Origin of the sequence: Haloarcula sp. S1AR25-4, from assembly GCF_031624555.1 — an archaeon.
GTDB lineage: Archaea > Halobacteriota > Halobacteria > Halobacteriales > Haloarculaceae > Haloarcula > Haloarcula pellucida.
Genome location: NZ_JAMQOR010000002.1, coordinates 1 through 26,512, shown reverse-complemented (window position 1 = coordinate 26,512; position 26,512 = coordinate 1). Strand labels below are relative to the sequence as shown.

The window sequence follows — 26,512 nt, the reverse complement described above, 5'->3', positions numbered from 1 at the left end:
CGTGTGTGCACGTCTCACGCCGCGTTTTTGCTTTCAGAGCCCCTACATCTACCATGGACGATATCAGCGTCACGTTCGTGGACCGCGGGCGGGTACAGGCCGACCGCAACTTCGTCGTCGACGGTACCAGCGTCGCGACGGCGTCGGACCCCGACCCCGACCACGAGTACGAGACGTACGTCGTCTGGAACCTCGTCATAGAGACGCCAAACCAGACGATTCTCTGGGACACTGGGTCGCATCCAGAGGCCGGCGACGGCTACTGGCCCGAACCGCTGTACGAGGCGTTCGCCCACGTCGACGCCGCCGAGCACTCGCTGTCCGACGACCTCGGGGCCGTGGGCTACGGCATCGAAGACATCGACGCTGTCGTGATGAGCCACCTCCATCTGGACCACGCCGGCGGCCTCTACAACTTCGCCGGCACGGACACCCCCATCTACGTCCACCGGGAGGAACTCCCCTTCGCGTACTACAGCGCGAAGACCGACGAGGGCTCTATCGCCTACCTCGCCAGCGACTTCGACCACGACCTGAACTGGCAGATAGTCCACGGCGACAGCTACCACCTCGCCGACGGCGTCGAACTGCTCCACCTCCCCGGCCACACGCCGGGCCTGCTGGGTGCGCTCGTCGACAGACCGAGCGACCCCTTGCTGGTCGTCGGCGACGAGGCCTACGTCACGGCCAACTACGACGGCCAGCCGATGGCGACCAGTCTGCTCTGGAACAACGGCGCGTGGAAGGAGAGTCTGGCGCGGTGCCAGAACGTCCAGCGTCAGACGGGTGCCGAGGTCCTTCTGGGCCACGACCTCTCGGTGTTCGAAGCCCTCGCGTAGGCCGCTAGCCGTCGACGGGGACGAGCGTCAGTTCCGCACCGTCCTCGGTCCGCACCGTCCACACGTCGTCGGTCCGGTCTACCGCGCTCCAGACGCCGAAAAACAGGTGCAGGTCCAGTTCGAGCGCGTTCACTCGCTGGCCGGTCGCTTCGATTCGGTACGTGTCGGGATCGGTGTCCATCTGTTCTCGGTTCGTTTCCCTCTCCGCTTCGCTTCGAGGGCCGCGTTCCCTTCGTCACGCGCCCCTCGCTAACTCACGGGTCACTACGTTCCCCGTTCGCGGTCGGAGACCCCTCGCCATGCTCGGCGTCTCCCTACTGCTCTACGAACCCGTAACTCGACTCCAGATGATCGATTATCCAGTCGACCGTATCCTCGTCGTAGGTCCAGAAGCCGTAGAACTGCCGTGGCTCGCGTTCCTCGGCCAACAGGGCGCACTTCTGGCTGGGGTCGCCCCCGCCGTCGAAGACGACGAACCACGAGTCGGCTATCTCGTCGCTCCGTTCGAGGTGGAGCGTGAAGGCGCTCCGTTCGGGTGGGTCTACGTCCGGCACGGCGTAGGCGTGGACGTCGACGGCGGACTCGCCGAGTCGCTCGTACAGGTCGAGTTCGCCCTTCAGCGTCGAGAGGGTCTGGAAGCCGGCGTACAGGGCCCCCTCGCCGACGCGCCACGCCCGGTCCTCTATCTCGCGGGAGGCCGCGACCATCCGTTCGATGGACCACGAGGTGAACATGGTCTCGTCGAGGTGGTCGAGGATGGACCGGTACGGCCGTTCGTCGGCGGTGAGGTGTCGGTCGCGCGTCTCCAAGGCGTCGTAGAACGCATCGAGGTCCGTCGCGGTGACGACGCCGTCGTCGTCGCTCAGCGTGAGAAACTCTCCGGGGCGTCCGCTCTCCGTCCGCTCCGTGACGACCCGGACGTTCCGGTCGGCGAACTGCTCGCGCAGTTCGGCGGCAGTCGATTCGTCGGCGTTGAACACGGTGAGTGTTTTCTCGTGATGTTCAACCCCGGCGATAAGTTCCGTGAGCGACATTCACACGAAGAGTGTGGTGAGCGACCGGTTTAGGCCTTGCGACGACCGACAGTTTCGGCCTCTCACAGGGGGCTCTTCCTTTCGACGTTTCCGCCACAAAACTGAGTCACAGCCCTCATTAATCACGATTAATGAACCTTGATGTAGTGGAAAATCTTTAGTCGTGGCCCCCCAATTTCCCGGTACGGCACCAGAGCTGGGGCCGAGGATTTCACCATGACAGACAATGAACTAATCTGGCGAATCGCTGGCGGTTCCGGTGACGGAATCGACTCGACCAGCCAGAACTTCGCGAAGGCCCTGATGCGTTCGGGACTTCACGTTTTCACACATCGTCACTACCCGTCGCGCATCCGGGGCGGCCACACGTACGTAGAGGTACGCGCGAAGGACGAACCCGTCCAGTCGCGCGGCGACGGCTACAACTTCCTGCTGGCACTGGGTGACTCGTTCGCCCGGAACCCGCAGGAAGAGGCCTACTACGGCAAAGAGGAACTGAAGCCACTGTACGAGAACTTCGACGACCTCCGCGAGGGCGGCGTCCTCCTGTACGACGAGGGCCTCCTCGACGAGGAGGACGTCGACGAAATCGAACTCGAAGAGGCCGCCGAGGAGAACGACTGGCACGTCGTTCCGATGGACCTCCGCGGCATCGCCAAGGAGCACGGCCGCGAGATCATGCGGAACACGGCCGGTATCGGTGCGACCGCCGCCATCCTCGACATCGACACGGCGGAGTTCGAGGAACTCATCGAGCAGAACATGGCCGGCGACATGCAGGAGGCCAACCTCAACGTTCTGCAGGACGCCTACGACGCGGCGGCCGAACTCGACATCGACCACGACATCGAGGTTCCCGAGAGCACCCACGACGAGGAGCAGGTCATCCTCTCCGGGTCGAACGCCATCTCCTACGGCGCGCTCGACGAGGGCTGTCGGTTCATCTCGGGGTACCCGATGACCCCGTGGACCGACGTCTTCACCATCATGTCCCAACACCTGCCGGAGTTCGGCGGTATCTCCGAACAGGTCGAGGACGAAATCGCCGCGGCGGCACTGGCGCTGGGTGCGTCCCACGCCGGCGTGAAGTCCATGTCCGGATCGTCCGGTGGGGGCTTCGCGCTGATGTCCGAACCGCTCGGGTTGGCCGAGATGACCGAGACGCCTATCGTGCTGGTCGAAGCGATGCGTGCCGGTCCGTCGACCGGGATGCCGACCAAGCCCGAACAGGCCGACCTCGAACACGTCCTGTACACCTCACAGGGTGACTCCGCTCGCGTCGTGTTCGCGCCCGCGAACATCCGCGAGTGTTACACGCAGACGCGCGCCGCGTTCCGCATCGCCTACGAGTACCAGATTCCGGCCATCGTCGTCTACGACCAGAAGATACAGGGCGAACTCCGGAACCTGCCGGCGAGCCACTTCGACGAGGAACCGAACGCCGACCCCGGGTCGGTCCTCACCGAAGAGGAGATTCAGGACGCGGCCCACCACTCCTCGGGCAAGTTCCAGCGCTTCCTCCACGAACCGGAGGACGGCTCGAACGTCAGTCCGCGCTCGGTCCCCGGGCAGAAGGACGGGCGCTACCTCGCGACGGGTAACGAACACAACCCCTCGGGCCACATCAGCGAGGACCCCGAGAACCGCATCGCGCAGATGAACCGTCGGCTGAACAAGCTCGACGACATCCGCGCCGACCTCGACGAGAACGCGAGTCATCAGGCCTACTACGGGCCGGACGACGCGGAGTACGGGATCCTCGTCTGGGGCAGCCAGCAGGACACCGTCTTCGAGGCCGTCGACCGCCTCAACGAGAACGGCCACTCCGTGAAGGCGCTGGGCGTCTCCGACATGATGCCCTACCCCGTCGAAGAGGTCAGCGAGTGGCTCGACTCCGTCGACGAAGCGCTCGTCGTCGAGATGAACGCCACGGCCCAGTTCCGCGGGCTGACCCAGAAGGAGATCGGCAAGTACGGCGATAAGCTGTCGAGCCTCCTCAAGTACAACGGCAACCCGTTCGAACCCGCCGAGATCGTCGACGGGTTCGAGTCCAGTATCAACGGCGAGGACCTCGCCGCGACCAACATGAAGTACCTCCCCGCAGCGGGTGACTAACCATGAGTGCATTCAGCGCAATCGGCGAAGAACGCGAGATCGACCGTGACGAGTTCACACCCGGCATCGAACCGCAAGCGACGTGGTGTCCGGGCTGTGGTGACTTCGGCGTCCTCAAGGCGCTGAAACAGGCCATGCCCGAGGTCGGGAAGAACCCCGACGAAGTCGCGCTGTTTACGGGTATCGGCTGTTCCGGGAAGCTCAACAGCTACTTCAACAGCTACGGGTTCCACACCATCCACGGCCGCTCGCTGCCCGTCGCCCGGGCCGCGAAACTGGCCAACCCCGAACTGGAGGTCATCGCCGCCGGCGGTGACGGTGACGGCTACGGTATCGGTGGGAACCACCTCATCCACACGGCCCGTGAGAACCACGATATGACGTACATCGTGTTCAACAACGAGATTTTCGGGCTCACCAAGGGCCAGACGTCGCCGACGTCGCCGAAGGGTCACAAGTCCAAGACCCAGCCTCACGGCTCGGCGAAGTCGCCCATCCGACCGCTCAGCCAGTCGCTCAACGCCGGCGCGACCTACATCGCCCGGACTGCGGCCGTCAACCCCAACCAGGCGAAGGAGATAATCGCCGAGGCCATCGAACACGACGGCTTCGCGCACATCGACTTCCTGACGCAGTGTCCGACCTGGAACAAGGACGCGAAACACTACGTCCCGTACACGGACGTCCAACAGTCCGACGAGTTCGACTTCGACGTCTCGGATCGCGTGGAAGCCGCCGAGATGATGCGCAAGACCGAAGAACGACTGTACGAGGGTGAGGTCCTGACCGGCCGGATGTACGTCGAGGACGCCCGCCCCTCCTACGGACAGGAGAAGCGCGCCATCGGCGAGATGCCGGAAGAACCGCTCGCAGAGCGGTACTTCGACGAGGACGCGGAGTGGGAGCGGACCTACGACAACCTCCTCGAACACCACAAGTAACCACCTCGGTCCGGGCCTCCCCGTGCCGTTTCTCGGGGCGCTCGAAACCGGGTTTCTGGTTCGGAAGATATTTTTTCGTCCATGGAAAAGAAACGTACATGAGTGCCGAGTCTACGGAGCGTCGAATCCTGTCGGTCCTAGAGGACGATGCTCAGGCATCCTACGCAGAGATAGCGAACCGGGCCGACGTCTCGAAGCCGACGGTCCGCAAGTACATCAAGAAACTCGAAGAGGAGGGCGTCATCGTCGGCTACTCAGCCGACGTCGACCCGAAGAAACTCGCGGGCCAGTCCATCGCGATGGTCGGTATCGACGTCGCGAGCGAACGCTACGTCGAGGCCACGCGAAAGCTGAAAGGCATCGACGCCGTCGAGTCGCTGTACACTTCCAGTGGCGACCACATGTTGATGGCCGAAGTCCGCGCGACGGACGGCGACTCGCTGGCGGCGGTCATCGAAGACGAGATACTCGCGCTCGACGGCGTCACAGCGGCTCACCCGTCGTTCCTGCAGGAACGACTGAAGTAACGGGTTTTTAGACGCTCCAGAGCGGACCAGAACCCATGCCGTCTCGGTTGGTGCTTGGAGCTGGTTCGACTGCACTGGCGCTCATCGACGCCGCAAGCGTTAGCCACCGCCCGCTCCACGTCGTCACCGACGACGAACATCGCGCCGAGACACTGCGGACCGACGACATCGCCGTGACGGTGGCCGACCCGGCCGACCGCGCGACGCTCGCTGGTATCGACATCGACCCGGACACCGTCGTCGTCGCGACGGACGACCCAGCAGTCAACACCGTCGCCGCAGAGACCGTCGAGACACTGTTTCCAGACGCGTTCGTCCTGTGTTATACGGGGTATGAAGCGACGCCCGACCAGCGAGCGACCCTCGAGCGGGTCGCCGACCGAGTCGTAGACGCCGAGGCGGTCGTCGTCGACGCCCTCAACCAGACTGTCGGGGCCGAAGGAACGCGGGTCCGCCAACTACAGCGGGTCCTTCGGGACATCGACGGCCACCTCGCTATCTTCGCCCACGACAACCCGGACCCGGACGCCATCGCCAGCGCCGTCGCGCTGGGAGAACTCGCGGAACGGGCAGGCTGTACCGTCTCCATTTGCTATTACGGCGACATCTCCCATCAGGAGAACCGTGCGTTCGTGAACTTACTGGAGTACGACCTCGTGAACCTGACAGCGGAGGACGCGGACGCACTGGCGGAGTACGACGGGTTCGCACTCGTCGACCACTCCAGACCCGGCGTCAACGACCAGTTGCCCGAGGACCTCGCCGTCGATATCGTCATCGACCACCACCCACCGCGTCTCCCGGTCGAGGCCCGCTACGTCGACCTACGGAGCGCCGTGGGGGCGACTAGTACGCTACTGGTCGATTACTTCCAGCGGTTCGGCGTCGACATCCCGGACCCGATCGCGACGGGACTGCTCTTTGGCATCCGAGTCGACACGAAAGACTTCCGCCGAGAAGTCTCGGTCGAGGACTTCGAGGCCGCCGCCCACCTCGTCCCCCGGGCGGACATGGAAGCCCTCCAGCGCATCGAGGACCCGAGTGTCAGCGCCGAGACGCTGACAGTCATCGGCCGAGCCATCGACAACCGGGAGAAAGAGGGGTCGGTGCTGTTGAGTTGCGTCGGCGAACTCGGCGACCGCGACGCACTGGCACAGGCCGCAGACAGGCTCCTCGACTTAGAGGACGTGCAGGCGACGATGGTGTACGGCGTCATCGACGGGACTATCTTCGCCTCTGCGAGAGCACGCGGTGCCGACATCGACCTCGGGGAGGCCCTGCGAGACGCCTTCGGCCAGATCGGGTCCGCAGGGGGCCACGCCGACATGGCCGGCGCCCAGATAACGCTGGGCGTACTCGACGCCATCGACGACCGGGACGAGTCACTCCACGACATCGTCCGGTCGGTCGTCAACGACCGGTTCCTCGAAGCGGTACAATCTCGTTCCCACCGGTTGCTCGGCAGCGTCTACGGAACCTCGGAGTACGGGCCGGAGACGTACGCCGAAATCGTGCCGGAACCAGTCGAGAATTCGCCGGGCGACGACGAGGAGTAGCCGAGACTTTTTCACCACTCCCGGTCAATTCCGGGGTGATGGACGACCCGAGTCGACCGACGGTCGGCGAGTACATGACACGGGAGGTAGCCACCGTCGAACTCGACGACACAGTCGACGAGGTCGCGACCCGTATCGCCGAGAGCGACGAGTTCAGTGGCTTCCCGGTGACCGACGGACGACGCGTCGAGGGCTTTGTCAGTGCGCGTGACCTCCTGCTGGCGGACGACCACGAACCGATGTTCCGGGTGATGAGCGGCGACATCCTCGTCGCCCACCCGGACATGGCGGTACAGGACGCCGCCCGCGTCATCCTCCGGTCTGGCATCCAGAAACTCCCGGTCGTCGACGACGCGGGCCACCTCGTCGGCATCATCTCCAACGCGGACGTCATCCGCTCGCAGATAGAGCGCGCGACCCCGGACAAGGTGGAGAAACTCGGTCGCACGCTGGAGAACATCCACGGCATCACCACCCACGAGGAGCGGCGCGAAGTCGAGTTGGCCGATCTGACGCCGACACAGAAGACGGTGTACGCCGACGAACTGGAAGGCCGAGTCTACGAACTCGAACGGGGACTGGCCGAACCGCTGGTCGTCATCGACAACGGCGGCGACCTGTTGCTCGCCGACGGCCACCACCGAGTGAAAGCGGCCGACCGCCTCGGTGTCGGCCGGATGGACGCCTACGTCATCGTCCTCGACGGGCCCGTCGAACTCGGCATGGCGGAGACGGCCGCCAACTCCGACCTCGAACGCATCGACGATATCGAAGTCGTCGATTACGCCCGGCATCCACTGGTCGAGACGACACAGCGGTTACAGGACGAGTAACGGACGTTTTGCTGACAGTATGGCCGTTTTCACGAGGGCATCCGGACGACATCTCCGACCGTCCGACGCCGTCGTCGCGGACGGAGCGGGGGCCGCGCCCGAACACTCTTGCGGACTGGTGACATATGGCGCGGTATGTACGACGAGGAGGACCTCCAGCGCATTCGGGACGCCAAAGACGAGTGGGAGCGCGAGACACTCGACCCGGTACTCGACGCCTACGGTGAGCGCAGCGAGCGGTTCGCGACCGTCTCGAATCTGGAGGTAGATCGCCTGTACACCCCGCTCGACGTCGCCGACACCGACTACGAGACTGAACTCGGGTTCCCCGGCGAGGAACCGTACACACGCGGCGTCTACCCGACGATGTACCGCGGCCGCCAGTGGACGATGCGGCAGTTCGCCGGCTTCGGCACGGCCGAGGAGACCAACGAGCGGTTTCACTATCTCACCGAGGAGGGCCAGACCGGCCTCTCGACGGCGTTCGACATGCCGACGCTGATGGGACTCGACTCCGACGCCGCGATGGCCGACGGCGAAGTGGGCAAGGAGGGCGTCGCCGTCGACACGCTGGCGGACATGGAACGCCTCTTCGACGGTATCGACGTCGGTGCGGTGTCCACGTCGTTCACTATCAACCCCAGCGCACCGGTCGTCTACGCGATGTACCTCGCTATCGCCGACCAGCAGGGCGTCCCGCGCGAGGAGATTCGTGGCACCCTCCAGAACGACATGCTCAAAGAATTCATCGCACAGAAAGAGTGGGTCGTCCCGCCGGAACCCTCGCTGAAGTTAGTCACGGACGTCATCGAGTTCGCCTGCGAGGAGACGCCGAAGTTCAAGCCCGTCTCCGTCTCCGGCTATCACATCCGCGAGGCCGGCGCCACGGCCGTCGAGGAACTCGCGTTCACGCTCGCCGACGGGTTCGCCTACGTCGAGGACTGTCTCGACCGGGGACTGGGCGTCGACGAGTTCGCCCCGCAACTGTCCTTCTTTTTCAATTCCCACAACGCCATCTTCGAGGAGGTGGCGAAGTTCCGTGCGGCCCGACGCATCTACGCCCGCGTGATGGACGAGTGGTACGACGCCGAGGCCGACGCCAGCAAGCAACTGAAGTTCCACACCCAGACCGCTGGACAGTCACTCACCGCCCAGCAACCACTCAACAACGTCGTCCGCGTGACGATTCAGGCACTCGCCGGCGTGATGGGCGGGACCCAGAGCCTCCACACCAACAGTTTCGACGAGGCGCTCGCGTTGCCCTCGGAGGACGCCGTCCGGGTCGCCCTGCGAACCCAGCAGATCATCGCCGAGGAGTCCGGGGCGGCCGACATCGTCGACCCACTCGGCGGGAGTTTCGCCGTCGAGGCACTGACCGACGAGATAGAGGAGAAGGCCATGAGCTACATCCACCACGTCCGCGACGAACTGGGCGACGGGTCGGTCCGTGACGGCGTCCTCGCCGGCATCGAGCAGGGGTACTTCCAGCGGGAGATACAGGACTCGGCCTACGAGTACCAGCGACGCGTCGAGGACGACGACGAGGTCGTCGTCGGCGTCAACGCCTACACCGTCGCGGAGGACACCGAGCCGGACGTGCTAACCGTCGACGAGGACGTCCAGCGTCGCCAGCGGGACCGCCTCGACGCGGTCAAGGCCGACCGCGACGACGCTGCCGTCGAGGCCGCACTCGACGACGTCCGGGCGGCCGTCGAGGCCGACGAGAACGTGATGCCGGCCATCGTCGACGCCGTGAAGGCGTACGCGACGATGGGCGAGATAATGGCCGTGTTCGAATCCGAGTACGGTGCCTACCGAGAGACGGCGGGCGTCGCCTGAGGCCGGTCGGCGAGGAAGGCCACGATAGCCGCTCCGGAGGTTTATATCGCATACCGAGCGAGCCCGCGCTATGGGACAGACGACCAAGAGGAGGCCGGGAATCGCACAGCAGCTACGACTCGTCGTTGGGACCGTCCGTCCACTTCTCCGGTATCCCGCACCGCTCCTTTACCCGGTGCTGAAAGCGCTGTCGGGGACACTCGCTATCGTCGCCGTCGGGGCCATCGCGCTGTCACCCGTCGACGGCATCGGACCGGACGTTCCCATAGGTATCCCGACGCTACTGCTCGTCGTCGGGAGCTGTCTGTTCTCGCTGTACGTCGTCGGCCCGATACTGGTCGTCCTCCTCGACGTCGCGTACTGCTACGAACTGCACGCGCTCTTACAGGGCACTCGACCGACGCCGGGTTCGGGACTGGCCTACGCCGTCCGTCGACTGCCGGCCATCTCTCTGGGTGCGCTCGCCGTCACGGGAACGTTCTTCGCCGGCTACGTGACCGATACCGGGAGCCTCCGAGTCGGGTCGGACGTTCTCGGGACGTTCCTCCCCCCGGCGCTAGCCATCGAGGACCGCAGTGCCAGCACGCTCGTCACTCGGATAGACGGTGCCATCACCGACCAATGGGGGAGTGCGGTCCTCACTGTTTACGGTGCGAGGACGTTCGAGTACCTCGCGGGGTGCCTCGGAATCGCGACCGCGGTCGGCGTCGTCGTCGGCCAAGTGCTCGGCGTTTTCACGGTCGACAGCGGTGTCCTTCCGGTCGCACCCGGCCTGCCGCAGGCAGCGTTCCTCGCCGTCGCCGTCTTCCTCGGCGGCTTCGCTCTCACGGCGTTCCTCCGTGGACTCGTACGCGGTCCCGTTTCGACGGCACTGTACCACTACGCCACGAGGGACAGCGTCCCGGAACGGTTCGCACTCGACGCTGGAGAGATGGTTCACATCGACTGAAAAGACGGCGGGCGACGGCGAACTACTGTCGTTCGCGCTGGCCGTCGTCGTCCGTGTGTCGGGAGATGTAGACCACCAGCGCCAGCAACACGCCGAGGCCGAGACCGACGGTGACCAGACCGTAGATGGCGACGCCGAGTGGCGTCGGCGGCAGTGCGATGACCCCGAACAGTTCCGGTTCGAGGTCGGACGGGCGGATGTTGCCCAGCACGAACCCCATCACGCCAGCGAGGGCGACGATGACGACGTACAACTGGACGACCACTCGTTCACCGGACCGCCCGACCGGTTGCTCGCTCATGCCCGCAGGTAGGTGACCGAGACGATTAGCCTTTTTCACTTCCGGCCCGTAGCTTGCCTATGAGTCAGAAAGAACTGCTGTTCGTCGTCCTCGCGGGTATCGCCGTGATGATGTTCGTGACGGCTATCGTGCTCGTCTCCGGCGCCTGAGCGATAGATCGCTTCCGCGAACAGCGCCGGTACTAGCACTAGGAAAACGGACCGTCTTCAGTCGTCGCTACGCGCTCCGGTCAGTGCGGATTGCTCCTCTTCTTCACCGCCGTCCGTGACGGTCGTCTCGAGTTTGCGGTCGAACCACTGGAACTCGCGGTCGAGCATCCCGTCGCGCTCGAGGTTCCACGGGTCGCCGTCCTCGACCTTCGGGCCTTCGAGCCACGACTGGACGACGTTCCAGACGAAGATGAGCTGACCGACGAACAGGATGAGCGCGCCGGCAGTGGCCAGCAGGTGGTACGTCTCGACCTGTGCCAGTGGCGCGATAGCGCCGTCGAACTGGTAGGTCGCATAGCGGCGGGGCATCCCGAGGTAGCCCAGCGCCAGCATCGCGAAGAACGTGAGGTTCGTTCCGACCATCGAGAGCCAGAAGTGGGCCTTCCCGAGGGTGCGCTGGTACATCCGCCCGGTGAACACCGGGAACCAGTAGTAGATGCCGGCGAAGGCGGCGAAGCCGATGGCCCCCATCACGATGTAGTGGAAGTGGCCGACGACGTAGTAGGTGTCGTGGAGGATGAGGTCGACCGGAATCGCGGCGAGGAAGACGCCGGTGACGCCGCCGATGATGAAGTTCGAGATGAAGCCGATACAGAACAGCATCGGCGTCGTCAGGCGGAGTCGCCCGTTCCACATCGTCGTGATCCAGTTGAACGTCTTGACGGCGCTCGGGATAGCGATAGCCAGCGAGACGGCCATGAACGAGGCCCGCAGGCGCGGGTCCATCCCCGTCGAGAACATGTGGTGTGCCCAGACGCCGAACGAGAGTACGCCGATAGCCAGCGTGGAGTAGACGACGAACTTGAAGCCGAACAGTTTCCGGCCGGCGAACTTCGGCAGGATGAGGCTCACAAGGCCCATCGGCGGGAGGACGAGGATGTACACCTCGGGGTGGCCGAAGAACCAGAACAGATGTTGCCACAGCAGTGGGCCACCGCCCTCGACGGCGAAGAACGTCGTCGCGAGGTTGCGGTCCAGCAGGAGCATGACGATGGCGCTGCCCAGCAGCGGGAACGCGAAGAGGATGAGCGCCGACTGGGTCAGGATCGTCCACGAGAAGATGTCGAGGTTCGCCCAGCTCACGTCGTCGTCACGCTCGGTGAAGATGGTCGCGATGAAGTTGATCGCACCCATCGTGGCGGCGACGCCGGAGAGGTGCAGGCCCAGCAGCATCAGGTCGACGCCGGGGTTGGTCTGTTCGACCGACAGCGGCGTGTACATCGTCCACGCCGTCTGTGCGGGTTCGATCATGTTCTCGGTGACCGGTGCGAGGAAGAACCCGGCCCAGATGAGCAGGGCCGCCGGCGGGAGGAGCCAGAACGCGATGGCGTTGATGCGCGGGAACGCCATGTCGTCGGCCCCGATGAGGAGCGGGATGAAGTAGTTCGCGAACGCCGCGATGATGGGCGTCCCGAACAGGAACAGCATCGTGATGCCGTGACTCGTTAGAATGGAGTTGTAGGCGTTCGCCCCCAGCAGCGCCCCTCCGGGAGTGACGAGTTGAAGGCGGATGAGCATCGCCATGATGCCACCGACGGCGAAGGCGATGACGGCGTAGACGCCGTAGAGGATGCCGATGTCTTTGTGGTCGACTGTCGTTAACCAGCGAACGATACCTGCGGGCTTCTCACGGTGAATGACGGTCTCGCCGGTCGCGGTACCGCCGCCCGCGAGCGGTGTGTACGACCGCCAGTTCTCGATGCGCGTGAGTAGCGCGGCGATACCGACGAGGAGGACGGCCATCAACCCCGTCAGCACTAGATCTCCTGCTGCCATGGTCGCACGTCAGGACTGGCCGATAATGAAAGGGTCGGTTCCGCGGTGCCCGCGGTTGATTCGGCTTACTCGTCTTCGAGCTCGCCGGGTGCGTCTTCGTCCTCGAACTCGGCGACTTCGTCTTCCGGCTCGTTCACCGCGCTGGCTTCCTCGAGGGATTCCTGTGCGTGCTCTGCGTTTTCGATCGCTCGCCCAGCGTAATAGGTCAGCACCGCCAACAGGAGGAACATCGAGATCATCAGCGCGAACTGAAGCCCGCTGAAGACGGGGTCCGTGCCGAACGCGGGAACGACCGCGAACGCCGCGATGAAAAAGAGGATGATGCCCAGTGGAATGACGTTGACGGTGAGGTCGAGCAGGGTGTCCTTTTCGAACCCGAACAGTGCCATGTATGACTCGGCGTTGGCGTAGGCCAGTAAATAGGCTGTTGGTTTCGCTCAGACCTTGGTCTGTTCGACGACGGACCCGGCCCCGCCCATCGCGACCATCACGGCACCGGCGACGACGACCGCGACCAGACGGGTGAACAGCGGTCCTTCGCCGACGTTCGCGAGCGTGAACGCCGACGTCGGTAACTGGAGGACGGCGACGAGCGCTGCGAGCAAGACGAGCAACACGCCGACCCCGACGAGCGTCGGCCACGGGCGAGTCGCGTAGCCAGACTCGGTGAGGATACCGGCGATGCTCCCGCCAAAGAGGATGAGGCCGAACACCGCGACCGGGAACAGCCCGATGAAGACACCGATTTCCGAGAGCGCTAGTCCCAGAGCGACGAACACCGGCCACGGACTCGACATCCGATACTGGTCGCTCAACCCCGGTTGCTCTTCCATACCCGCCGTTCGGTCTCGGCCGGCATATGCCCATCGGACTCTCCGTGATCCCCGTGCGTGTCGGTGGCGAGCGGAGCCGAGACCGCCGGTCACGTCCGCGTCTCTCGGCGAAACCGATCACCGTAGAGACACGTGTCTGACGGGGCACAAACTATTTGTCTGCCATCCGGCTTGATGAAGGTAATGAGTACGCAGACGGTAGAACTGGTTTCAGAGTGGGACTCGGTGCCCTTCGACGGCGGGTACGAGGGGCTCCGGACACTCGCAGACCAGGAGTTCTCCGGTGCCGTCGTCGCTGGCCCCACCCGGCTGTTCATGTTGAACGGGACGGTCATCGGTATCATAGACGGCGACATCGAAGCCTTCGAGACCGACAGTGGAACTGCCCGGGAAGCACCACACGACGCGCTTCCGCTTCTCGCAGTGATGCAAGAACGAAACGACGAGGTCCGTGCGAAGTACTACACGCAGGAGACGTCGATAGCCGACGTCGACCGGACGCTTTCTGACGGGAACTTCACCGGGTTCGTCGAACTCTCCGAGAACGTTCTCTCTGGCGATTACTATCTGGTCTATCATCAGGGTCGCTCGATGAGCGTCGCCTGGGTCGGGAGCGCCGAGCGACTCATCACCGACGACGAAGCCTTCGAACAGGCAGACGACGAAGTGGGCATCTACGAGGTCAAACCCGCCGAGATCTCGCCCGTCGAGATTCCGGAACCGTCGACGGCAGCAGACGCCGCCGATGTGACCGATGGACAGGCTCCGAGCGACGGTACCGCCATCGACGACGCCTCGTCGGCCGACCCCTCGTCGACCGACGAGGGACCGGTTTCCGAACCAACGGGAGAGACACAGCCTCCGGATTCGACGTCCGACAACGACGTCGCCGAACCAGCAGGAGAGACACAGCCCCCGGATTCGACGTCCGACAGCGACGTCGCCGAACCAGACACGGGTGAGTCGACCGCAGACCGTCGGTCGGGACCGGCCGCCGGTGGCCCACCGGGGTCGAAAGCCGCCGGTGCGAACCAGGGCGCCGCAGCGAATCGGACAACGGACCCCGAGACGACGGACGCGGGGACCGCGACCGAGCAGTCCCGGCAGCGCCAGTCACAGGGCCGTGACGACGTAGCGGAGCAAGCGAGCGCCGAGCCACAGTCGGCAGAGCCAGACGCACAGACGACCGAGGCGTCCACGACGGAGTCACCGAATCCGTCGTCGGCAACTCGGCAGCGCACCCGTGATTCGGAGCCGACCCAACAGACCGACCCGGCACAGAGAGAGCAGCGCTCGCCCGCAGAGCCACAGTCGCGACCGGACGCGTCCTCGTCACAGCGCCCGAGCGCGGACAGCGGGGGTGAAAGCGCCGCTGCAGCGACGACGGCGGACCTCGAGACGCGCGCGATTCCGTCACTCGACCCCGACCGGTCTACGAACTCGCCGAACACCTCGGCCGCGAGCGACGACGCGGCCACGCAACCGACGGGCGACCAACACACGGAGGACCGCTCGTCACGCACGACGACGGAGCAGGCACCAACCCAGACGACGCAGACGCCGACGTCGCCTGCACCGGAGCGAGTGGCCGACCTCGAAGCGGAACTCGACGGCAAGGAGGCCGAAATCGCCCGCCTCGAATCGGAGATAGACGACTTAGAGACGACGAACGAGGAGCTACGGGCCGAGCGTGACCGCCTTCAGTCCGAGCTAGAGGCGGCACGGACAGAGATCGAACGCCTCGAAGACGGACTCGCAGAGGCCCAGAGCGAAGACACCCCGTCGGCCGGGACACGCCTGTCCGGGGCCGAAGCTATCGACGGGACGAACCTCTTCGTACGCTACCACTCGAAGGGCGAGGCGACCCTCGCTCAGGCCCACGACGGGGACGCCAACCCGACACAGGTCGAGGAGAACCTCCGACTGGAGTATCACACCCAGTTCGACGCCACCGACGCTGCCGTCGAGGGAACCGAGTTCGAGACGTTCCTTCAGGACAGCATCCACTACCGGTTCGTCGAGTGGCTGATTCGGAACCTGCTGTACGAGATTCGTGACACCGGCCACGCGGGCGCGATGCAGGTGCTGTACGACGCCTTGCCCGAGATAGACCGGGCCGAACTGAACGGCAAGGTGACGGTCACCTACACCGAAGACGGGCAGGAACACCGCTCACAGGAGCAGTTCGACGTCGTCGTCCGCGACCGGATGGGCAACCCGCTACTCGTCGCGAACATCAACGACTCCCGTCAGCCAGCGACCGAGGGGCAGATGACCGACATCGTTCGGAACGCAGAGCGCGTGGGCAACGCCTCTGACTCGCTGGCGGCGGCGTTTCTCGTCACCAGTAGCTTCTTCGAGCCGGAAGCGCTCGAAACCGCCGAAGAAGCGACCTCCAGCGGTCTGTTCAGCCGAGACAAGCGCAAAAGCTTCGTGAACCTCTCGCGGAAAGACGGATACCACCTCTGTCTCCTCGAGGCACGAAATCAAGAGTTCCACCTCGCCGTCCCGGAACTCTGACGACACGAGGAAAGCGCGTTAGCCTTCTATTTCGGCCGCGTCCTCGATTTTCATTCCTTCGAGCTTCTCGATGATTTCGTCTATCTTCTCGTCTAGGTCGTCGACGAATTCGCCCGTCTGCTCGGTCGTGATGGCTCCCTGACTGGAGGGCTCGATGAGGTTCTCCTCTTCGAGGACGCGCAGCGAGTAGCGCACCTTGTGGTGTGGGTAGCCCGTCTCGTTGGACATCTTCACGATACCGATAGGCTCGTTCTCAATAACCATGCGGAGCACCTGCAAGTGACGCTCCAGCATGTCGACTTCCTTCTCAAGCCTGTCTATCATGGCAATTGTTAACTTGTGTTTGCAGGGTTTAAAAGTTGCCCTCGTGTACCCGTCTTTGCCGGTTTTTTGGTTCGGAGAGGTGTGTATTAAATGCGTCGTAACGATTCCCATGCCAAACAGTCACCCCCATAACCGCGCCGAGAGGGACCGTAATCTGTTTATCACGGTGGCCGGAACGTCCGTGCGATGACCGTAACCATCGTCGGCTCACAACTCGGCGACGAGGGGAAGGGCGGCATCGTCGACCTGTACGGCGACGACGTGGACGTCGTCGCGCGCTATCAGGGCGGCGACAACGCCGGCCACACCGTCGTCCACGAGGGCGAGGAGTACAAGCTCTCTCTGGTCCCGAGTGGAGCCATCCGCGGCAAGGTCGGCGTCCTCGGCAACGGGTGCGTCGTCAACCCGCGAACGCTGTTCGACGAGATAGATACGCTGCAGAACCGTGGTCTCGACCCGGACGTACGCGTGGCCGAACGGGCACACGTCATCCTCCCGTTCCACCGCGTACTGGACGGTATCGAGGAAGAGGTAAAGAGCGAGACGGACGACGAAGTCGGGACGACCGGTCGCGGCATCGGCCCGACCTACGAGGACAAGGCCGGCCGCCGCGGCGTCCGTGTCGGTGACCTGCTCGACGCCGACGTGCTTCGCGAGCGACTCGAGTACGTCGTCCCGCAGAAGCGGGCCGTCGTCGAGGACGTCTACGGCCTCGACGTCGAGGACCTAGAGGACCCCGACGCGCTGGACGTCGACGCACTCTTCGAGGAGTTCCGCGAGTTCGGCCGCCGCTTCGAAGCGGAGGGGATGACGGTCAACGCCGGTGCCTTCCTCACCGAGGCCATGGAGGACGGCCAGAACGTCATGTTCGAGGGGGCACAGGGGACCATCATCGACATCGACCACGGCAACTACCCGTACGTCACGTCCTCGAACCCGACGGCCGGCGGCGCCGCGGTCGGGACCGGCGTCAGTCCCGGCGTCGTCGGCGGCGGCGAAGTCGTCGGCATCGTCAAGGGCTACCTCACGCGCGTGGGGAGTGGCCCGCTGCCGACCGAACTCGGCGGCGTCGTCGGTGACACGCCCGGCTACGACGAACAGGGAGCAGGCGAGAACGAGGAACTGGCACATTACATCCGCGAGGAGGGCGGCGAGTACGGCACCGTCACCGGACGCCCGCGACGCGTCGGCTGGCTGGACATGCCCATGCTCCGACACGCGACCCGCGTCTCCGGGTTCACCGGTCTCGCTATCAACCACCTCGACGTGCTGGCCGGTCTCGACGAAGTGAAAGTCGGCCACACCTACACGCTCGACGGCGAGGAACTGACGTCGATGCCCCCACGCACCGAGCAGTGGGCGGAGTGTGAGGCGAACCTCCGTACCTTCGAGGGCTGGGAAGCGTTCGACCCGGCCGCCGTCGCGAGCGAGGGCTACGAGGCCCTGCCCGAGAACGCACGGACCTACGTCGAGTACATCGAGGACGAACTCGACACCCCGGCCTACGCTATCGGCGTCGGCCCGGGCCGCGGCGAGACTATCGTCCGCGAGTCGCCGTTCTAACGGTTCAGTATCTCGTTTTGGCGGTCCCGCGACGGCCGACAGCGGCCGCTCTCGTCGGACTCGGAATCGTTCTCGGCGGATTCGATTCTCACCTCGCCACCGAGGCGGTCGGACAGCGACTCACCCGCGAGTTTGCACGCCCAGCCGGGTGAAGAGAAGTTCCGCGCCTCGCGCCAGACAGTACGCTTTTAGGGCTACCGGACCGACGCAGGTGTATGAAAGAGGACCTGATGGACATCATCTGCTGTCCGCTGGACAAACACGACCTCGACCTCGAGGTCGAGGAACGCGACGACGAGGAGATTCTGTCCGGACAGTTGGTCTGTACGGAGTGTGGCGAGGTGTTCCCCATCGAAGACGGTATCCCGAACCTCCTCCCGCCGGACATGCGCGACGAAGCGCCGGCCTGATAGTGGCTGTCGTAGCGATTTATCGGTACGCGCCGACCCCGGGGTCGGCCCGATACGGAAACGATCTACGACAGTCACTATGAGACCCCTGCACCTTTTTTATGTGTCCCCGCCGACATTCCGGTGTGCCTGACTCGCTCCTCGTCCACGTCAACCGCGACGAACTCCACGGGCTAGCGGTACCGACGACGTTCGAGACGAGCGAGAGCTTCGACGTCCGCCTGGTCAACCACGGGGAAGCCACGCACGTCCACCTCCACCTCGACGACGCGCTCTCCAGTCTCGCAAGCATCGAAGCGCCCAACCATCACGTCGAACGAGACAGCGAACGCCGGGTGCGGGTGACCCTGACCCGCGACGGGGCCGTCCGCGGGAAACTGAAAGTCGTCACGGCCTACGGCGCGACGACGCGCTACGTCGACGTCGTGGTCACCGAACCGGACCGGAGCGACGACCCGGTCGAAGTCGACGAGGACCTCGCGAAACCACAGCCGAAACCAGAACCCGGATCCGACTCCGTCCTCGCCGACGTCCCCGACGTGCCGGTGCTCGCGGTCGGTGGCGTCGCCCTGCTCGCGGCCGCCACCGCCGCGTTCTTCGTCCAGAACGTGGTGGTGTTGCTGGCGGCGCTCGCCGTCGTCGTCGGCGTTCTCGTGACGGTCTACGCCGTACTCGCGACTTAGTCGTCGGTCTCGACGCCACAGAGGTTGCCGTCGTCGTCGAACAGTTTCGCCCGGAGGAAGCGCGCCCGGTACCGGTTCGCCCCGTCGGCGGTGTCGGCTTCGCGGATGTCGGCGGCCCGGCCGTCGGCGACGGCGTCGACGATGGCCTCGACCTGCGCTTTCTCGCTGGGGGTCAACTCGAACTCGTAGGTCTGGGACTCCTCGGCTTCGAGTTTGGTCCACTTGCGTGCGGCCGAGACGACGAGCGAGCAGGGTTCCCGGCAGGGGAACTCGCCGTCGCCCCCGTCCACGTCGAGGTCGGTGTCGGCGTCGTATCCCCACTCGCGGCGTTTCAGACACTGCGAGTCGTCACAGCAGGCCTCGGCGACCCAGTTGACGTGTTCGTACCCCTCGCCGCGGTCCCACGTCTTGACGACGCCGTAGATGCCGGTCTGCCGTTCGACGGTCTCGTGCCAGTGGGTCACGTCCAGTTCGCCCTCCCGTTCGCGGTACCAGTTCTGGACCGTCGCGGGGTAGAACGTGTGGACGGCCTCGAGCAGTGCGGCAGGGCCGAGCGACGGGAACGCCCAGCCGCGCTGGAGCGAGGGTGCGGTCTTGAGCGGTCGGTACCGCCCCCGGTCGTCGTGTTTCGCGATGTCACGGGCGGCGGCGGGGTCCTCGTACGTGTCCAGGTCGTCGACCGCCGTCCCGACGTCGGCCTCGTGCCGGAGGTCGTAGACCCGCCCGCCGTCCTCGGTCAGTGAGACGGTGACGGCGAGTTCGCCCCACTCGGTCGTGCGGCCGCCGGAGAGCGCGTCGTATCGCTCGGGGACCGGCGTCGACTCGGCACCCTCCAGCCACCGGAGGAACGCCCACCGTGGCTCGGCCTGTGGGGCGGTGGCGTGCCAGAAGTACCAGTTGGCGGCATAGGGCGAGTCCGTCGCGACCGAGCGGAAGTCGTCTTTGCCGAGGTCTTCGTGGGACTCCTCGGGCGTCTCGAACGTGTAACGGTCTTCCTCGCGGCCGACGTGGAGGCCGTCGAAATCGATACCGTCCGGCGCGGTAGCCACCAGCGCGTCCACGGAGTCCTCGTCCATACTGAATCACGGGACTCCCGCGGAAAAAGTTAGCCGGTTCGCCCGTCTGTTGCCGATTGTTACGGGTAGACGCAGTCGCTGGCCGTCACCGGGTTAGTCACCCGTCGCCGGGTTCCCGTTGCCGGTCTCCTCGCGGACCTGTTCGATAGCCCCGCTCACGTCGGCGCCCGCGTCGGCGGCGCGTTCGAGGACTACGTCGGCCATGAGCGGTTCCGTCCCGACGGCACCGGCGTACCAGATGTCGTGTCCGTCGACGGTTTCGGGGGTGTCCCAACCGGTCCGGTAGTCGTCGGTCAGGCCCATGTCCTCGGGGATGTCCTCCTGCGTGTGGTAGCCGTCGGCGATAAAGAGGGGGACGACGACGACGTCCTCGCTCTCGAAGTAGTCGGTGACGTCGTCTACCTCGGGGTCCTCGTCCATGAACAGCGCCTGCACCTCGTCGAAGCGGTCCATCTCGCCGATGCGCTGGGCGTGGTACTCGATGGCCTTCGCGGAGTTCTCGTTGCGCTCGGTGCCGTGGCCGACCACGGCGAGTCCGAACCCCTCGCCCACGTCGGGGTCGTCCGTGACCGACTTCGCCCGCTGGACGATGACGTCGCTCATCGAGTCGTGAGTACCGACCGGGCCACAGTAGTGGACGGTCTGGCCGGTGTCGTCGGCGGTCAGCGTCGCGTGGGTGGCGCTCGTGCCGTCGGAGTCCCACATCTCGGGGTCCCACTCGTCGAGGCGGAACTCCCGGGGGATGACCTGTTCGGTGAAGTACCCCTCCGAGATGAACAGCGGCACCAGATACACCTCCTCCGCGTCGACGGTGCGTAGCCCCTCCCGGAACGACGGCTCCTCCTTCCAGAAGGCTTCCCGGACCTCGTCGAACGCGCCGGTCACACGGATGGTGTCCGCGTGTGAGAACGTCGGCGTGCTCGACTCGGCGTTGAGATGCGAGCCGTGGGCCGCGATGACGAGCGCTTCTTCCATACCACGCCGTTGGGACGAACCGCTCTTAGGGGCTTCGCTGGCGGTCCACACCGCCGGCGCTCCGGTGTCGGCCGAGCACCCCTCACTCCGAACCGGACGCCAGCGGTTCAGAGTCGGCTTTCACCGAGGCGAAGACGCGCTCTGCCCACTCGCGGGCGACGGCGTCGTCGGTGTCGACGAACACCTCCATCAGTCCCGTCTCCTCGTCGTAGCCGCCGACGCCGACCCGGTCGTCGAATATCGCGAGGCCGTACGGGAGCGTGTCGCGGGTCCGGAGCGTCAGGTGGCCGCGGTCGATGGCCTCGCTCGCCCGCTCCGGGTACGTCTCGAACAGTTTCTCGGCGATGTGCGGGAGATAGATGATCTCCGTGTCCGTCGCCTCGAACACCTGCTGGTGGAACTGCCCGAGGACCAGCGGTGCCATGTGGGTGGTGTTGAACCCGCGGAGGGTCTCGGAGTTCCGGACGAGCGAGACGAACCGCTCGACCGGTTGGTAGGGGTCCTCGGGCGCCGCAGTCGTGACGGTGGCGTTGACGAACGGTTCGATGACGAACTCCTGATGGTCGTCACAGATGGCGTCCAGCAGCGGCGTCAGGCGGTGGGCGGTCCGGACGTTCGCCTCGAACCGGAGGACTTCCTCCGCGACCGTCTGGCCGCGCCCGGTGAGTCGAAATCGTCCGTCGACCTTCTCGACGAAGCCCTGCCTGTCGAGCCACTGCGTGAACCGGTGGCTGGTCGCCCGCGAGACGTCGAGTCGGTTCTCTATCTCCCCGCGGTCGAGTGGCCGTTCGAGGAGGGCTTCGAGGACCGGCCCGTGACGGACGATGTCGCCGAGGTAGTCCGTCCCGACCCGTTCGTCCGCCGCCGCAAGTCGCTCGCCGAGATACCGACGGGTTCGTGCGTTCTCTAGGACGGATTCGAGGACCGGCGACCCCGGCGATGGCTCCGCACGCTCGGACGCGTCGTCGGTCGTCTCGTCCGTTCGGTCCGTCGCCATGGGTCTCTCTAGCTAGGTACGGTAGCCCACGGTAGTAACTCTAGCTACGCCACGACACGAGACGCGTTTCACGGACCGAAACGCTGCTCGCCCCGCCGAACGCTCGGTGACGAATGAGGCTAACAGCCCACACGGCGTCCGTTCGAGTATGAGTCAGGAACACGAGACGCTCCCGGGAGTCGAGCGGTTCGCCGACGGCGTCCACGGGGCGGTGATTCGACCGGGCGACGACGCCTACGACGACGCCCGGGCCGTCTGGAACGGGATGATAGACAAACACCCCGCTGCCATCGTCCGGTGTGCGGGCGTTAGAGACGTCATCGAGACGGTAGCGTTCGCGCGTAAAGCGGACGTGCCCCTCGCAGTTCGCGGTGGCGGCCACAACGTCGCCGGGACCGCTGTCTGTGACGACGGCGTGGTCTGTGACCTCTCCGAGATGACCGCCGTGCGAGTCGACCCCGCGGAGCGAACGGCGTGGGTGCAGGCGGGCGCGACGTGGGCCGACCTCGACCGCGAGACGCAGGCGTTCGGACTGGCGACCCCCGGCGGCGTCGTCTCTGACACCGGCGTCGCCGGCCTGACCCTCGGCGGCGGCATCGGACACCTCCGCTGTCGGTACGGCCTGACCTGTGACAATCTCCGGGCCGCCGACCTCGTCACCGCCGACGGCGAGTTCGTGACCGCGAGCGAAGACACCCGCCCGGACCTTTTCTGGGCGCTCCGGGGCGGCGGGGGGAACTTCGGCGTCGTCACGGCGTTCGAGTTCGACTGCCACCTCGTCGGTCCGGAGGTGGCCACGGCGCTCGTCTTCTACTCCGGGTCGGAGGCGAAGTCGTGTCTGCGAGCGTACCGGGAGTACGTCGAGACGGCACCCGACACCGTGAGCACGCTCACTTCGACGGGCGTGATGTACGACGAGGACCTGTTCGACGCGGACGTCGTCGGCGACCTGAAGTTCGCGGTCATGGGGTGTTACGCCGGGCCGCCCGAAGAGGGCGAAGCCGTGCTTGCCCCCCTCCAACAGTTCGCGGACCCGCTCGTCGACGTCAGCGCGGTACGGCCCTACACAGAGTTCCAGCAGATACTTGATGCGGATTACCCCGACGGCATGCGCTACTACTGGAAGTCGCTGTACCTCGACGCCCTTTCGGACCCGGCCATCGACCGCATCGAGTACTGGGGTGAGAAAGCCCCCTCACCGCTGTCGACTGTCGACGTCTGGGAACTCGGCGGTGCCATCACCGACACCGGCATCGAGAACAGCGCCTTCGCCGGTCGACACGCGCCGTTCTTGCTCGGTGTCGAGGCGAACTGGGAGGAGCCGGCGATGGACGACGCGAACGTTCAGTGGGTCCGAGACTGTCTCGATGACATGCGGCAGTTCTCCGACGGGTCTGTGTACCTGAACTTCCCGGGCTTCCTCGAAGACAACGACGAGACGATGGCGAGGACGTTCGGGACGGCCTACGACCGACTCGTCGCGGTGAAAGACGCGTACGACCCGACGAACCTGTTCGCGCTGAACCAGAACGTCAAGCCGTCGGGCGACGGTGAGCACGCCGGATAGGCGTCGACGACGACTTGCTGTCGAACCCGCCGCTGACGGGTCGTCGGTTCTCCGAGAAGGGTCGGTGAGTCGTGAATCGACGCAACCGGTGGTTACAGCGCCGTTAGCAGCAGGAACGCCAGCGTGACGGCGGCCCCGACCAGCGCGGCGTGTCCCGCCACACCGACAGCGAGGACGATTCCGGCGACGGTGCGCTCTATCGGTGCGAGTGGGTGTCCGAACGCCTCCCGCTCTCGTTGTGCGATGGCCATTTGTCTTCCCTCGTGTGGAGAGACGGCCGGTCGCCTATCAATACTACAGGACGGTTCTCAGTAACTGGGAGGTCCGATAGAACGGTTTTTGCACCTGCCGTCGTGAGCCTCGGGTATGTCACTCGCCGCCGCCACTCGCGAGGCCGTTCGAGCGCGTCCGTCCCTCTACGACGCGCTTCGGGCCGGCGTCGTCAACTACACCGCCGCCGCACGGACGTTAGACGTCGACGGGGACACGGACGCCGTCGCCACGGCACTGCGTCGCTTCGCCGAGGAACTGCCCGACGACCCGGCACACGAGAGCGAGGCCCGCGTCTCGATGCGGAGTGGAGTCGGGCGAGCGGACGGGGGCGACAGCGACGGGGACGTGCTTCTCGAGATGGGCGACACAGCCTTCCTGGACGGCGCAGGCTCACTCACCGGCATCGTCGCCAGCGGCGACCTCTCACCGGCGGCACTCGGCGACGTGCTGGGTCGGTTGCGGGCCGCGGAGGTCCCCGTCGAGGCGGCCGGCGTCGCCGACGACTCGCTCGTGGTGGTCGTCGAGCGACGCGACGGGCCCGACGCGCTCCGGGTCGTCGAAGCCGCGGTGGGCCGCTGAGCAGGGCGGCGTCACAGCCCGGTTCCGACGCCTTGAAGCGGCCCCACACAGTCTGATTCGACAATGACGCTGCGCGTGACGAACACGCTGACCGGCGAGACAGAGCCGTTCGAGCCACGCGACCCCGACTCCGTTCTCCTGTACTACTGTGGCCTCACGACCTCTGACCCGCCGCATCTGGGCCACGCTCGCGGCTGGGTCCACGTCGACGTGATGTGTCGCTGGTTGGAGTGGCTGGGGTACGACGTGCGCCACGTCGAGAACTTCACCGACGTGAACGAGAAGATAGTCGCCCGCGTCGGCGAGGACGGCGACAGCGAGGCGGACGTGGCCCGCCACTACATCCAGCAGGTCATCGAGGACATGCGCTCGCTCAACCTCGACCGGGCAGAGGTGTATCCTCGCGTCTCCGAGCACGTCCCCGAGATCATCTCGCTCGTCGAGCGACTCGTCGAGAGCGGCCACGCCTACGAGGCCAACGGGTCGGTGTACTTCGACGTGACGAGTTTCGAGGACTACGGCAAACTCTCGAACCAGACCGTCGAGGACATCGAGGCACAGGGTGAGGACGCCGAAATCGAGAAGCGCCACCCGGCAGACTTCGCCCTCTGGAAGGCCGACGGCGTCGACCCCGAGGACATCGAGGAGCACCGCCATCCCGAGGCCGCACCTGCCGAGGAGGCCTGCGAGACGGCCCAGACGTGGGACTCGCCGTGGGGCGAAGGACGACCGGGCTGGCACATCGAGTGTTCGGCCATGTCGATGACTCACCTCGACGAGACCATCGACGTCCACGTCGGCGGGCAGGACCTCGTCTTCCCCCACCACGAGAACGAGGTGGCCCAGAGCGAGGCCGCGACCGGCCAGCGCTTCGCCGACTACTGGCTTCACGTCCGCCTGCTGGAGACGAAAGGCGAGAAGATGTCCTCCTCGCTGGGGAACTTCTTCACCGTCGCCGACGCCGTCGAGGAGTTCGGGGCCGACGTGTTGCGGACGTTCCTGCTCTCGACGGCGTACTCCTCGCGGGCCACCTACAGCGAGGAGACCATCGGCGAGGCCGAAGAACGCTGGGACCGCCTCCAGCGGGGCTACGAGCGAGCGGTCGAGGCCTGCGACAGCGTCGACGCCTACGCGAAAGTGACCGACGAGACGCTTCGTGACGCCGTCGCGGCAGTCCGCGCGGACTTCGAGGCGGCGATGAACGACGACTTCAACACTCGCGAGGCGACGACGGCGCTACTCGACCTCACGAGCGCCATCAACACGCACGTCGACGACCACGACGACGCCTACGACTACCGTGGTCTGCGGCGGGCCGTCGAAACGTTCGAGGAGTTCGGGGCCGGCATCCTCGGGCTCACCTTCGGCGACGAACACGCGGAGAGCGACGTCACACTCGCCGGCGATATCGTCGAACTCGTCCTCGACGTGCGCGAACAGGAGCGTGCGGCCGGCAACTACGAACGCGCCGACGAGTTGCGCGACGAACTCGAAGCGCTCGGCGTCGAGGTGCAGGACACGGACGACGGCCCGACGTACCGCCTCTGAATCGACGGCGCGGTTCAGTCACCGTCAGCACACTTCTCTAATAAAACAGCTGCGTACGCGTGCTATCTCCCGATAGTACGTATTTATATCCTTTCGAGATACATATGTATTCGTCATGATGGCACTGTCTAGTTGAGCGAGTTTGAGAAGCGAGGAGGCCGTAGCGAGAAGTGCTCATGCAACTCGCAAACCTCCTCAGAGAGACGTTAGATGAGGACAGCCAAGACGTTTGGGAGAACGAGCAC

Annotated in this window: 26 protein-coding genes; 15 read left to right on the top strand and 11 right to left on the bottom strand. The window is 65.3% G+C overall.

Annotated elements, in window-relative coordinates:
* The first annotated feature begins 53 nt into the window (after positions 1 to 53).
* On the top strand, positions 54 to 839 hold the full coding sequence (locus NDI85_RS08780) for an N-acyl homoserine lactonase family protein (protein WP_310915550.1): 786 nt from the start codon (positions 54 to 56) through the stop codon (positions 837 to 839).
* A 4-nt stretch (positions 840 to 843) separates the two neighbouring features.
* On the opposite strand, the gene NDI85_RS08775 is transcribed toward NDI85_RS08780, so the two are convergent.
* Both NDI85_RS08775 and NDI85_RS08770 read right to left on the bottom strand, forming a co-directional pair.
* Positions 844 to 1,020, bottom strand: coding sequence for a hypothetical protein (locus NDI85_RS08775; protein WP_166971269.1), 177 nt, complete (start codon positions 1,018 to 1,020; stop codon positions 844 to 846).
* A gap of 133 nt (positions 1,021 to 1,153) precedes the next feature.
* Positions 1,154 to 1,873, bottom strand: a complete 720-nt coding sequence (locus NDI85_RS08770; protein WP_310915549.1) for a DICT sensory domain-containing protein — start codon at positions 1,871 to 1,873, stop codon at positions 1,154 to 1,156.
* 216 nt (positions 1,874 to 2,089) lie between these two features.
* Here NDI85_RS08770 and NDI85_RS08765 point away from each other — a divergent pair, with 216 nt between their 5' ends.
* From NDI85_RS08765 to NDI85_RS08735, 7 genes are all read left to right on the top strand, one after another.
* Positions 2,090 to 3,988, top strand: coding sequence for a 2-oxoacid:acceptor oxidoreductase subunit alpha (locus tag NDI85_RS08765; protein ID WP_188998223.1), 1,899 nt, complete (start codon positions 2,090 to 2,092; stop codon positions 3,986 to 3,988).
* A 2-nt stretch (positions 3,989 to 3,990) separates the two neighbouring features.
* Positions 3,991 to 4,929 (top strand): thiamine pyrophosphate-dependent enzyme, encoded by a 939-nt coding sequence (locus NDI85_RS08760; RefSeq protein ID WP_310915548.1) that lies wholly within the window; start codon positions 3,991 to 3,993, stop codon positions 4,927 to 4,929.
* Between the two features lie 98 nt (positions 4,930 to 5,027).
* Positions 5,028 to 5,456 carry an HTH-type transcriptional regulator LrpA1 gene (gene lrpA1, locus NDI85_RS08755; RefSeq protein ID WP_166971261.1) on the top strand — a complete coding sequence of 143 codons (429 nt, stop codon included), beginning with the start codon at positions 5,028 to 5,030 and terminating at the stop codon, positions 5,454 to 5,456.
* Between the two features lie 35 nt (positions 5,457 to 5,491).
* Positions 5,492 to 7,012 (top strand): DHH family phosphoesterase, encoded by a 1,521-nt coding sequence (locus NDI85_RS08750; protein WP_310915547.1) that lies wholly within the window; start codon positions 5,492 to 5,494, stop codon positions 7,010 to 7,012.
* 38 nt (positions 7,013 to 7,050) lie between these two features.
* On the top strand, positions 7,051 to 7,845 hold the full coding sequence (locus NDI85_RS08745) for a CBS domain-containing protein (protein WP_310915546.1): 795 nt from the start codon (positions 7,051 to 7,053) through the stop codon (positions 7,843 to 7,845).
* 135 nt (positions 7,846 to 7,980) lie between these two features.
* Positions 7,981 to 9,684, top strand: a complete 1,704-nt coding sequence (locus NDI85_RS08740; RefSeq protein WP_310915545.1) for a methylmalonyl-CoA mutase family protein — start codon at positions 7,981 to 7,983, stop codon at positions 9,682 to 9,684.
* 70 nt (positions 9,685 to 9,754) lie between these two features.
* Positions 9,755 to 10,633, top strand: a complete 879-nt coding sequence (locus NDI85_RS08735) for a hypothetical protein (protein WP_310915544.1) — start codon at positions 9,755 to 9,757, stop codon at positions 10,631 to 10,633.
* Positions 10,634 to 10,655: 22 nt separating this feature from the next.
* Here NDI85_RS08735 and NDI85_RS08730 read toward each other — a convergent pair whose 3' ends face one another.
* The 4 genes from NDI85_RS08730 to NDI85_RS08715 all read right to left on the bottom strand — a co-directional run bounded on the left by NDI85_RS08730 (position 10,656) and on the right by NDI85_RS08715 (position 13,752).
* Positions 10,656 to 10,934, bottom strand: a complete 279-nt coding sequence (locus NDI85_RS08730) for a cox cluster protein (RefSeq protein WP_166971251.1) — start codon at positions 10,932 to 10,934, stop codon at positions 10,656 to 10,658.
* Positions 10,935 to 11,140: 206 nt separating this feature from the next.
* Entirely contained in the window at positions 11,141 to 12,919 is a 1,779-nt protein-coding gene (ctaD, locus tag NDI85_RS08725; RefSeq protein WP_166971249.1) for a cytochrome c oxidase subunit I, read from the bottom strand.
* Positions 12,920 to 12,984: 65 nt separating this feature from the next.
* Positions 12,985 to 13,308, bottom strand: coding sequence for a DUF6684 family protein (locus NDI85_RS08720; RefSeq protein WP_188998204.1), 324 nt, complete (start codon positions 13,306 to 13,308; stop codon positions 12,985 to 12,987).
* A 48-nt stretch (positions 13,309 to 13,356) separates the two neighbouring features.
* On the bottom strand, positions 13,357 to 13,752 hold the full coding sequence (locus NDI85_RS08715) for a hypothetical protein (RefSeq protein WP_188998201.1): 396 nt from the start codon (positions 13,750 to 13,752) through the stop codon (positions 13,357 to 13,359).
* 183 nt (positions 13,753 to 13,935) lie between these two features.
* On the opposite strand from NDI85_RS08715, the gene NDI85_RS08710 reads away from it, so the two are divergent.
* On the top strand, positions 13,936 to 16,272 hold the full coding sequence (locus NDI85_RS08710) for a hypothetical protein (RefSeq protein WP_310915543.1): 2,337 nt from the start codon (positions 13,936 to 13,938) through the stop codon (positions 16,270 to 16,272).
* 18 nt (positions 16,273 to 16,290) lie between these two features.
* Here NDI85_RS08710 and NDI85_RS08705 read toward each other — a convergent pair whose 3' ends face one another.
* Positions 16,291 to 16,596, bottom strand: a complete 306-nt coding sequence (locus NDI85_RS08705) for a hypothetical protein (protein WP_135304560.1) — start codon at positions 16,594 to 16,596, stop codon at positions 16,291 to 16,293.
* Positions 16,597 to 16,782: 186 nt separating this feature from the next.
* Between NDI85_RS08705 and NDI85_RS08700 the strand changes: the two genes are divergently transcribed.
* The 3 genes from NDI85_RS08700 to NDI85_RS08690 all read left to right on the top strand — a co-directional run bounded on the left by NDI85_RS08700 (position 16,783) and on the right by NDI85_RS08690 (position 19,252).
* Entirely contained in the window at positions 16,783 to 18,159 is a 1,377-nt protein-coding gene (locus tag NDI85_RS08700) for an adenylosuccinate synthase (RefSeq protein ID WP_188998195.1), read from the top strand.
* Positions 18,160 to 18,374: 215 nt separating this feature from the next.
* Entirely contained in the window at positions 18,375 to 18,569 is a 195-nt protein-coding gene (locus NDI85_RS08695; RefSeq protein WP_166971241.1) for a methytransferase partner Trm112, read from the top strand.
* Between the two features lie 125 nt (positions 18,570 to 18,694).
* Positions 18,695 to 19,252 carry a hypothetical protein gene (locus tag NDI85_RS08690; RefSeq protein ID WP_310915542.1) on the top strand — a complete coding sequence of 186 codons (558 nt, stop codon included), beginning with the start codon at positions 18,695 to 18,697 and terminating at the stop codon, positions 19,250 to 19,252.
* Here NDI85_RS08690 and NDI85_RS08685 read toward each other — a convergent pair.
* From NDI85_RS08685 to NDI85_RS08675, 3 genes are all read right to left on the bottom strand, one after another.
* Positions 19,249 to 20,328: a DR2241 family protein gene (locus tag NDI85_RS08685; protein ID WP_310915541.1), complete on the bottom strand. Its 1,080-nt coding sequence runs from the start codon at positions 20,326 to 20,328 to the stop codon at positions 19,249 to 19,251. The genes NDI85_RS08690 and NDI85_RS08685 overlap by 4 nt on opposite strands.
* A 93-nt stretch (positions 20,329 to 20,421) precedes the next feature.
* Positions 20,422 to 21,303, bottom strand: a complete 882-nt coding sequence (locus NDI85_RS08680) for a CbiX/SirB N-terminal domain-containing protein (RefSeq protein ID WP_310915540.1) — start codon at positions 21,301 to 21,303, stop codon at positions 20,422 to 20,424.
* An 82-nt stretch (positions 21,304 to 21,385) separates the two neighbouring features.
* On the bottom strand, positions 21,386 to 22,300 hold the full coding sequence (locus tag NDI85_RS08675) for a winged helix-turn-helix domain-containing protein (protein WP_188998181.1): 915 nt from the start codon (positions 22,298 to 22,300) through the stop codon (positions 21,386 to 21,388).
* Positions 22,301 to 22,448: 148 nt separating this feature from the next.
* Here NDI85_RS08675 and NDI85_RS08670 point away from each other — a divergent pair, with 148 nt between their 5' ends.
* Positions 22,449 to 23,867, top strand: a complete 1,419-nt coding sequence (locus tag NDI85_RS08670; RefSeq protein ID WP_310915539.1) for an FAD-binding oxidoreductase — start codon at positions 22,449 to 22,451, stop codon at positions 23,865 to 23,867.
* 92 nt (positions 23,868 to 23,959) lie between these two features.
* Here the strand turns inward: NDI85_RS08670 and NDI85_RS08665 are convergent, their stop codons facing one another.
* Entirely contained in the window at positions 23,960 to 24,118 is a 159-nt protein-coding gene (locus NDI85_RS08665) for a hypothetical protein (RefSeq protein ID WP_188998173.1), read from the bottom strand.
* A 115-nt stretch (positions 24,119 to 24,233) separates the two neighbouring features.
* Between NDI85_RS08665 and NDI85_RS08660 the strand changes: the two genes are divergently transcribed.
* Positions 24,234 to 24,719, top strand: a complete 486-nt coding sequence (locus NDI85_RS08660; RefSeq protein ID WP_310915538.1) for a hypothetical protein — start codon at positions 24,234 to 24,236, stop codon at positions 24,717 to 24,719.
* A gap of 63 nt (positions 24,720 to 24,782) precedes the next feature.
* Positions 24,783 to 26,267 (top strand): cysteine--tRNA ligase, encoded by a 1,485-nt coding sequence (gene cysS, locus NDI85_RS08655; protein ID WP_310915537.1) that lies wholly within the window; start codon positions 24,783 to 24,785, stop codon positions 26,265 to 26,267.
* The last annotated feature ends 245 nt before the right edge of the window (positions 26,268 to 26,512 follow it).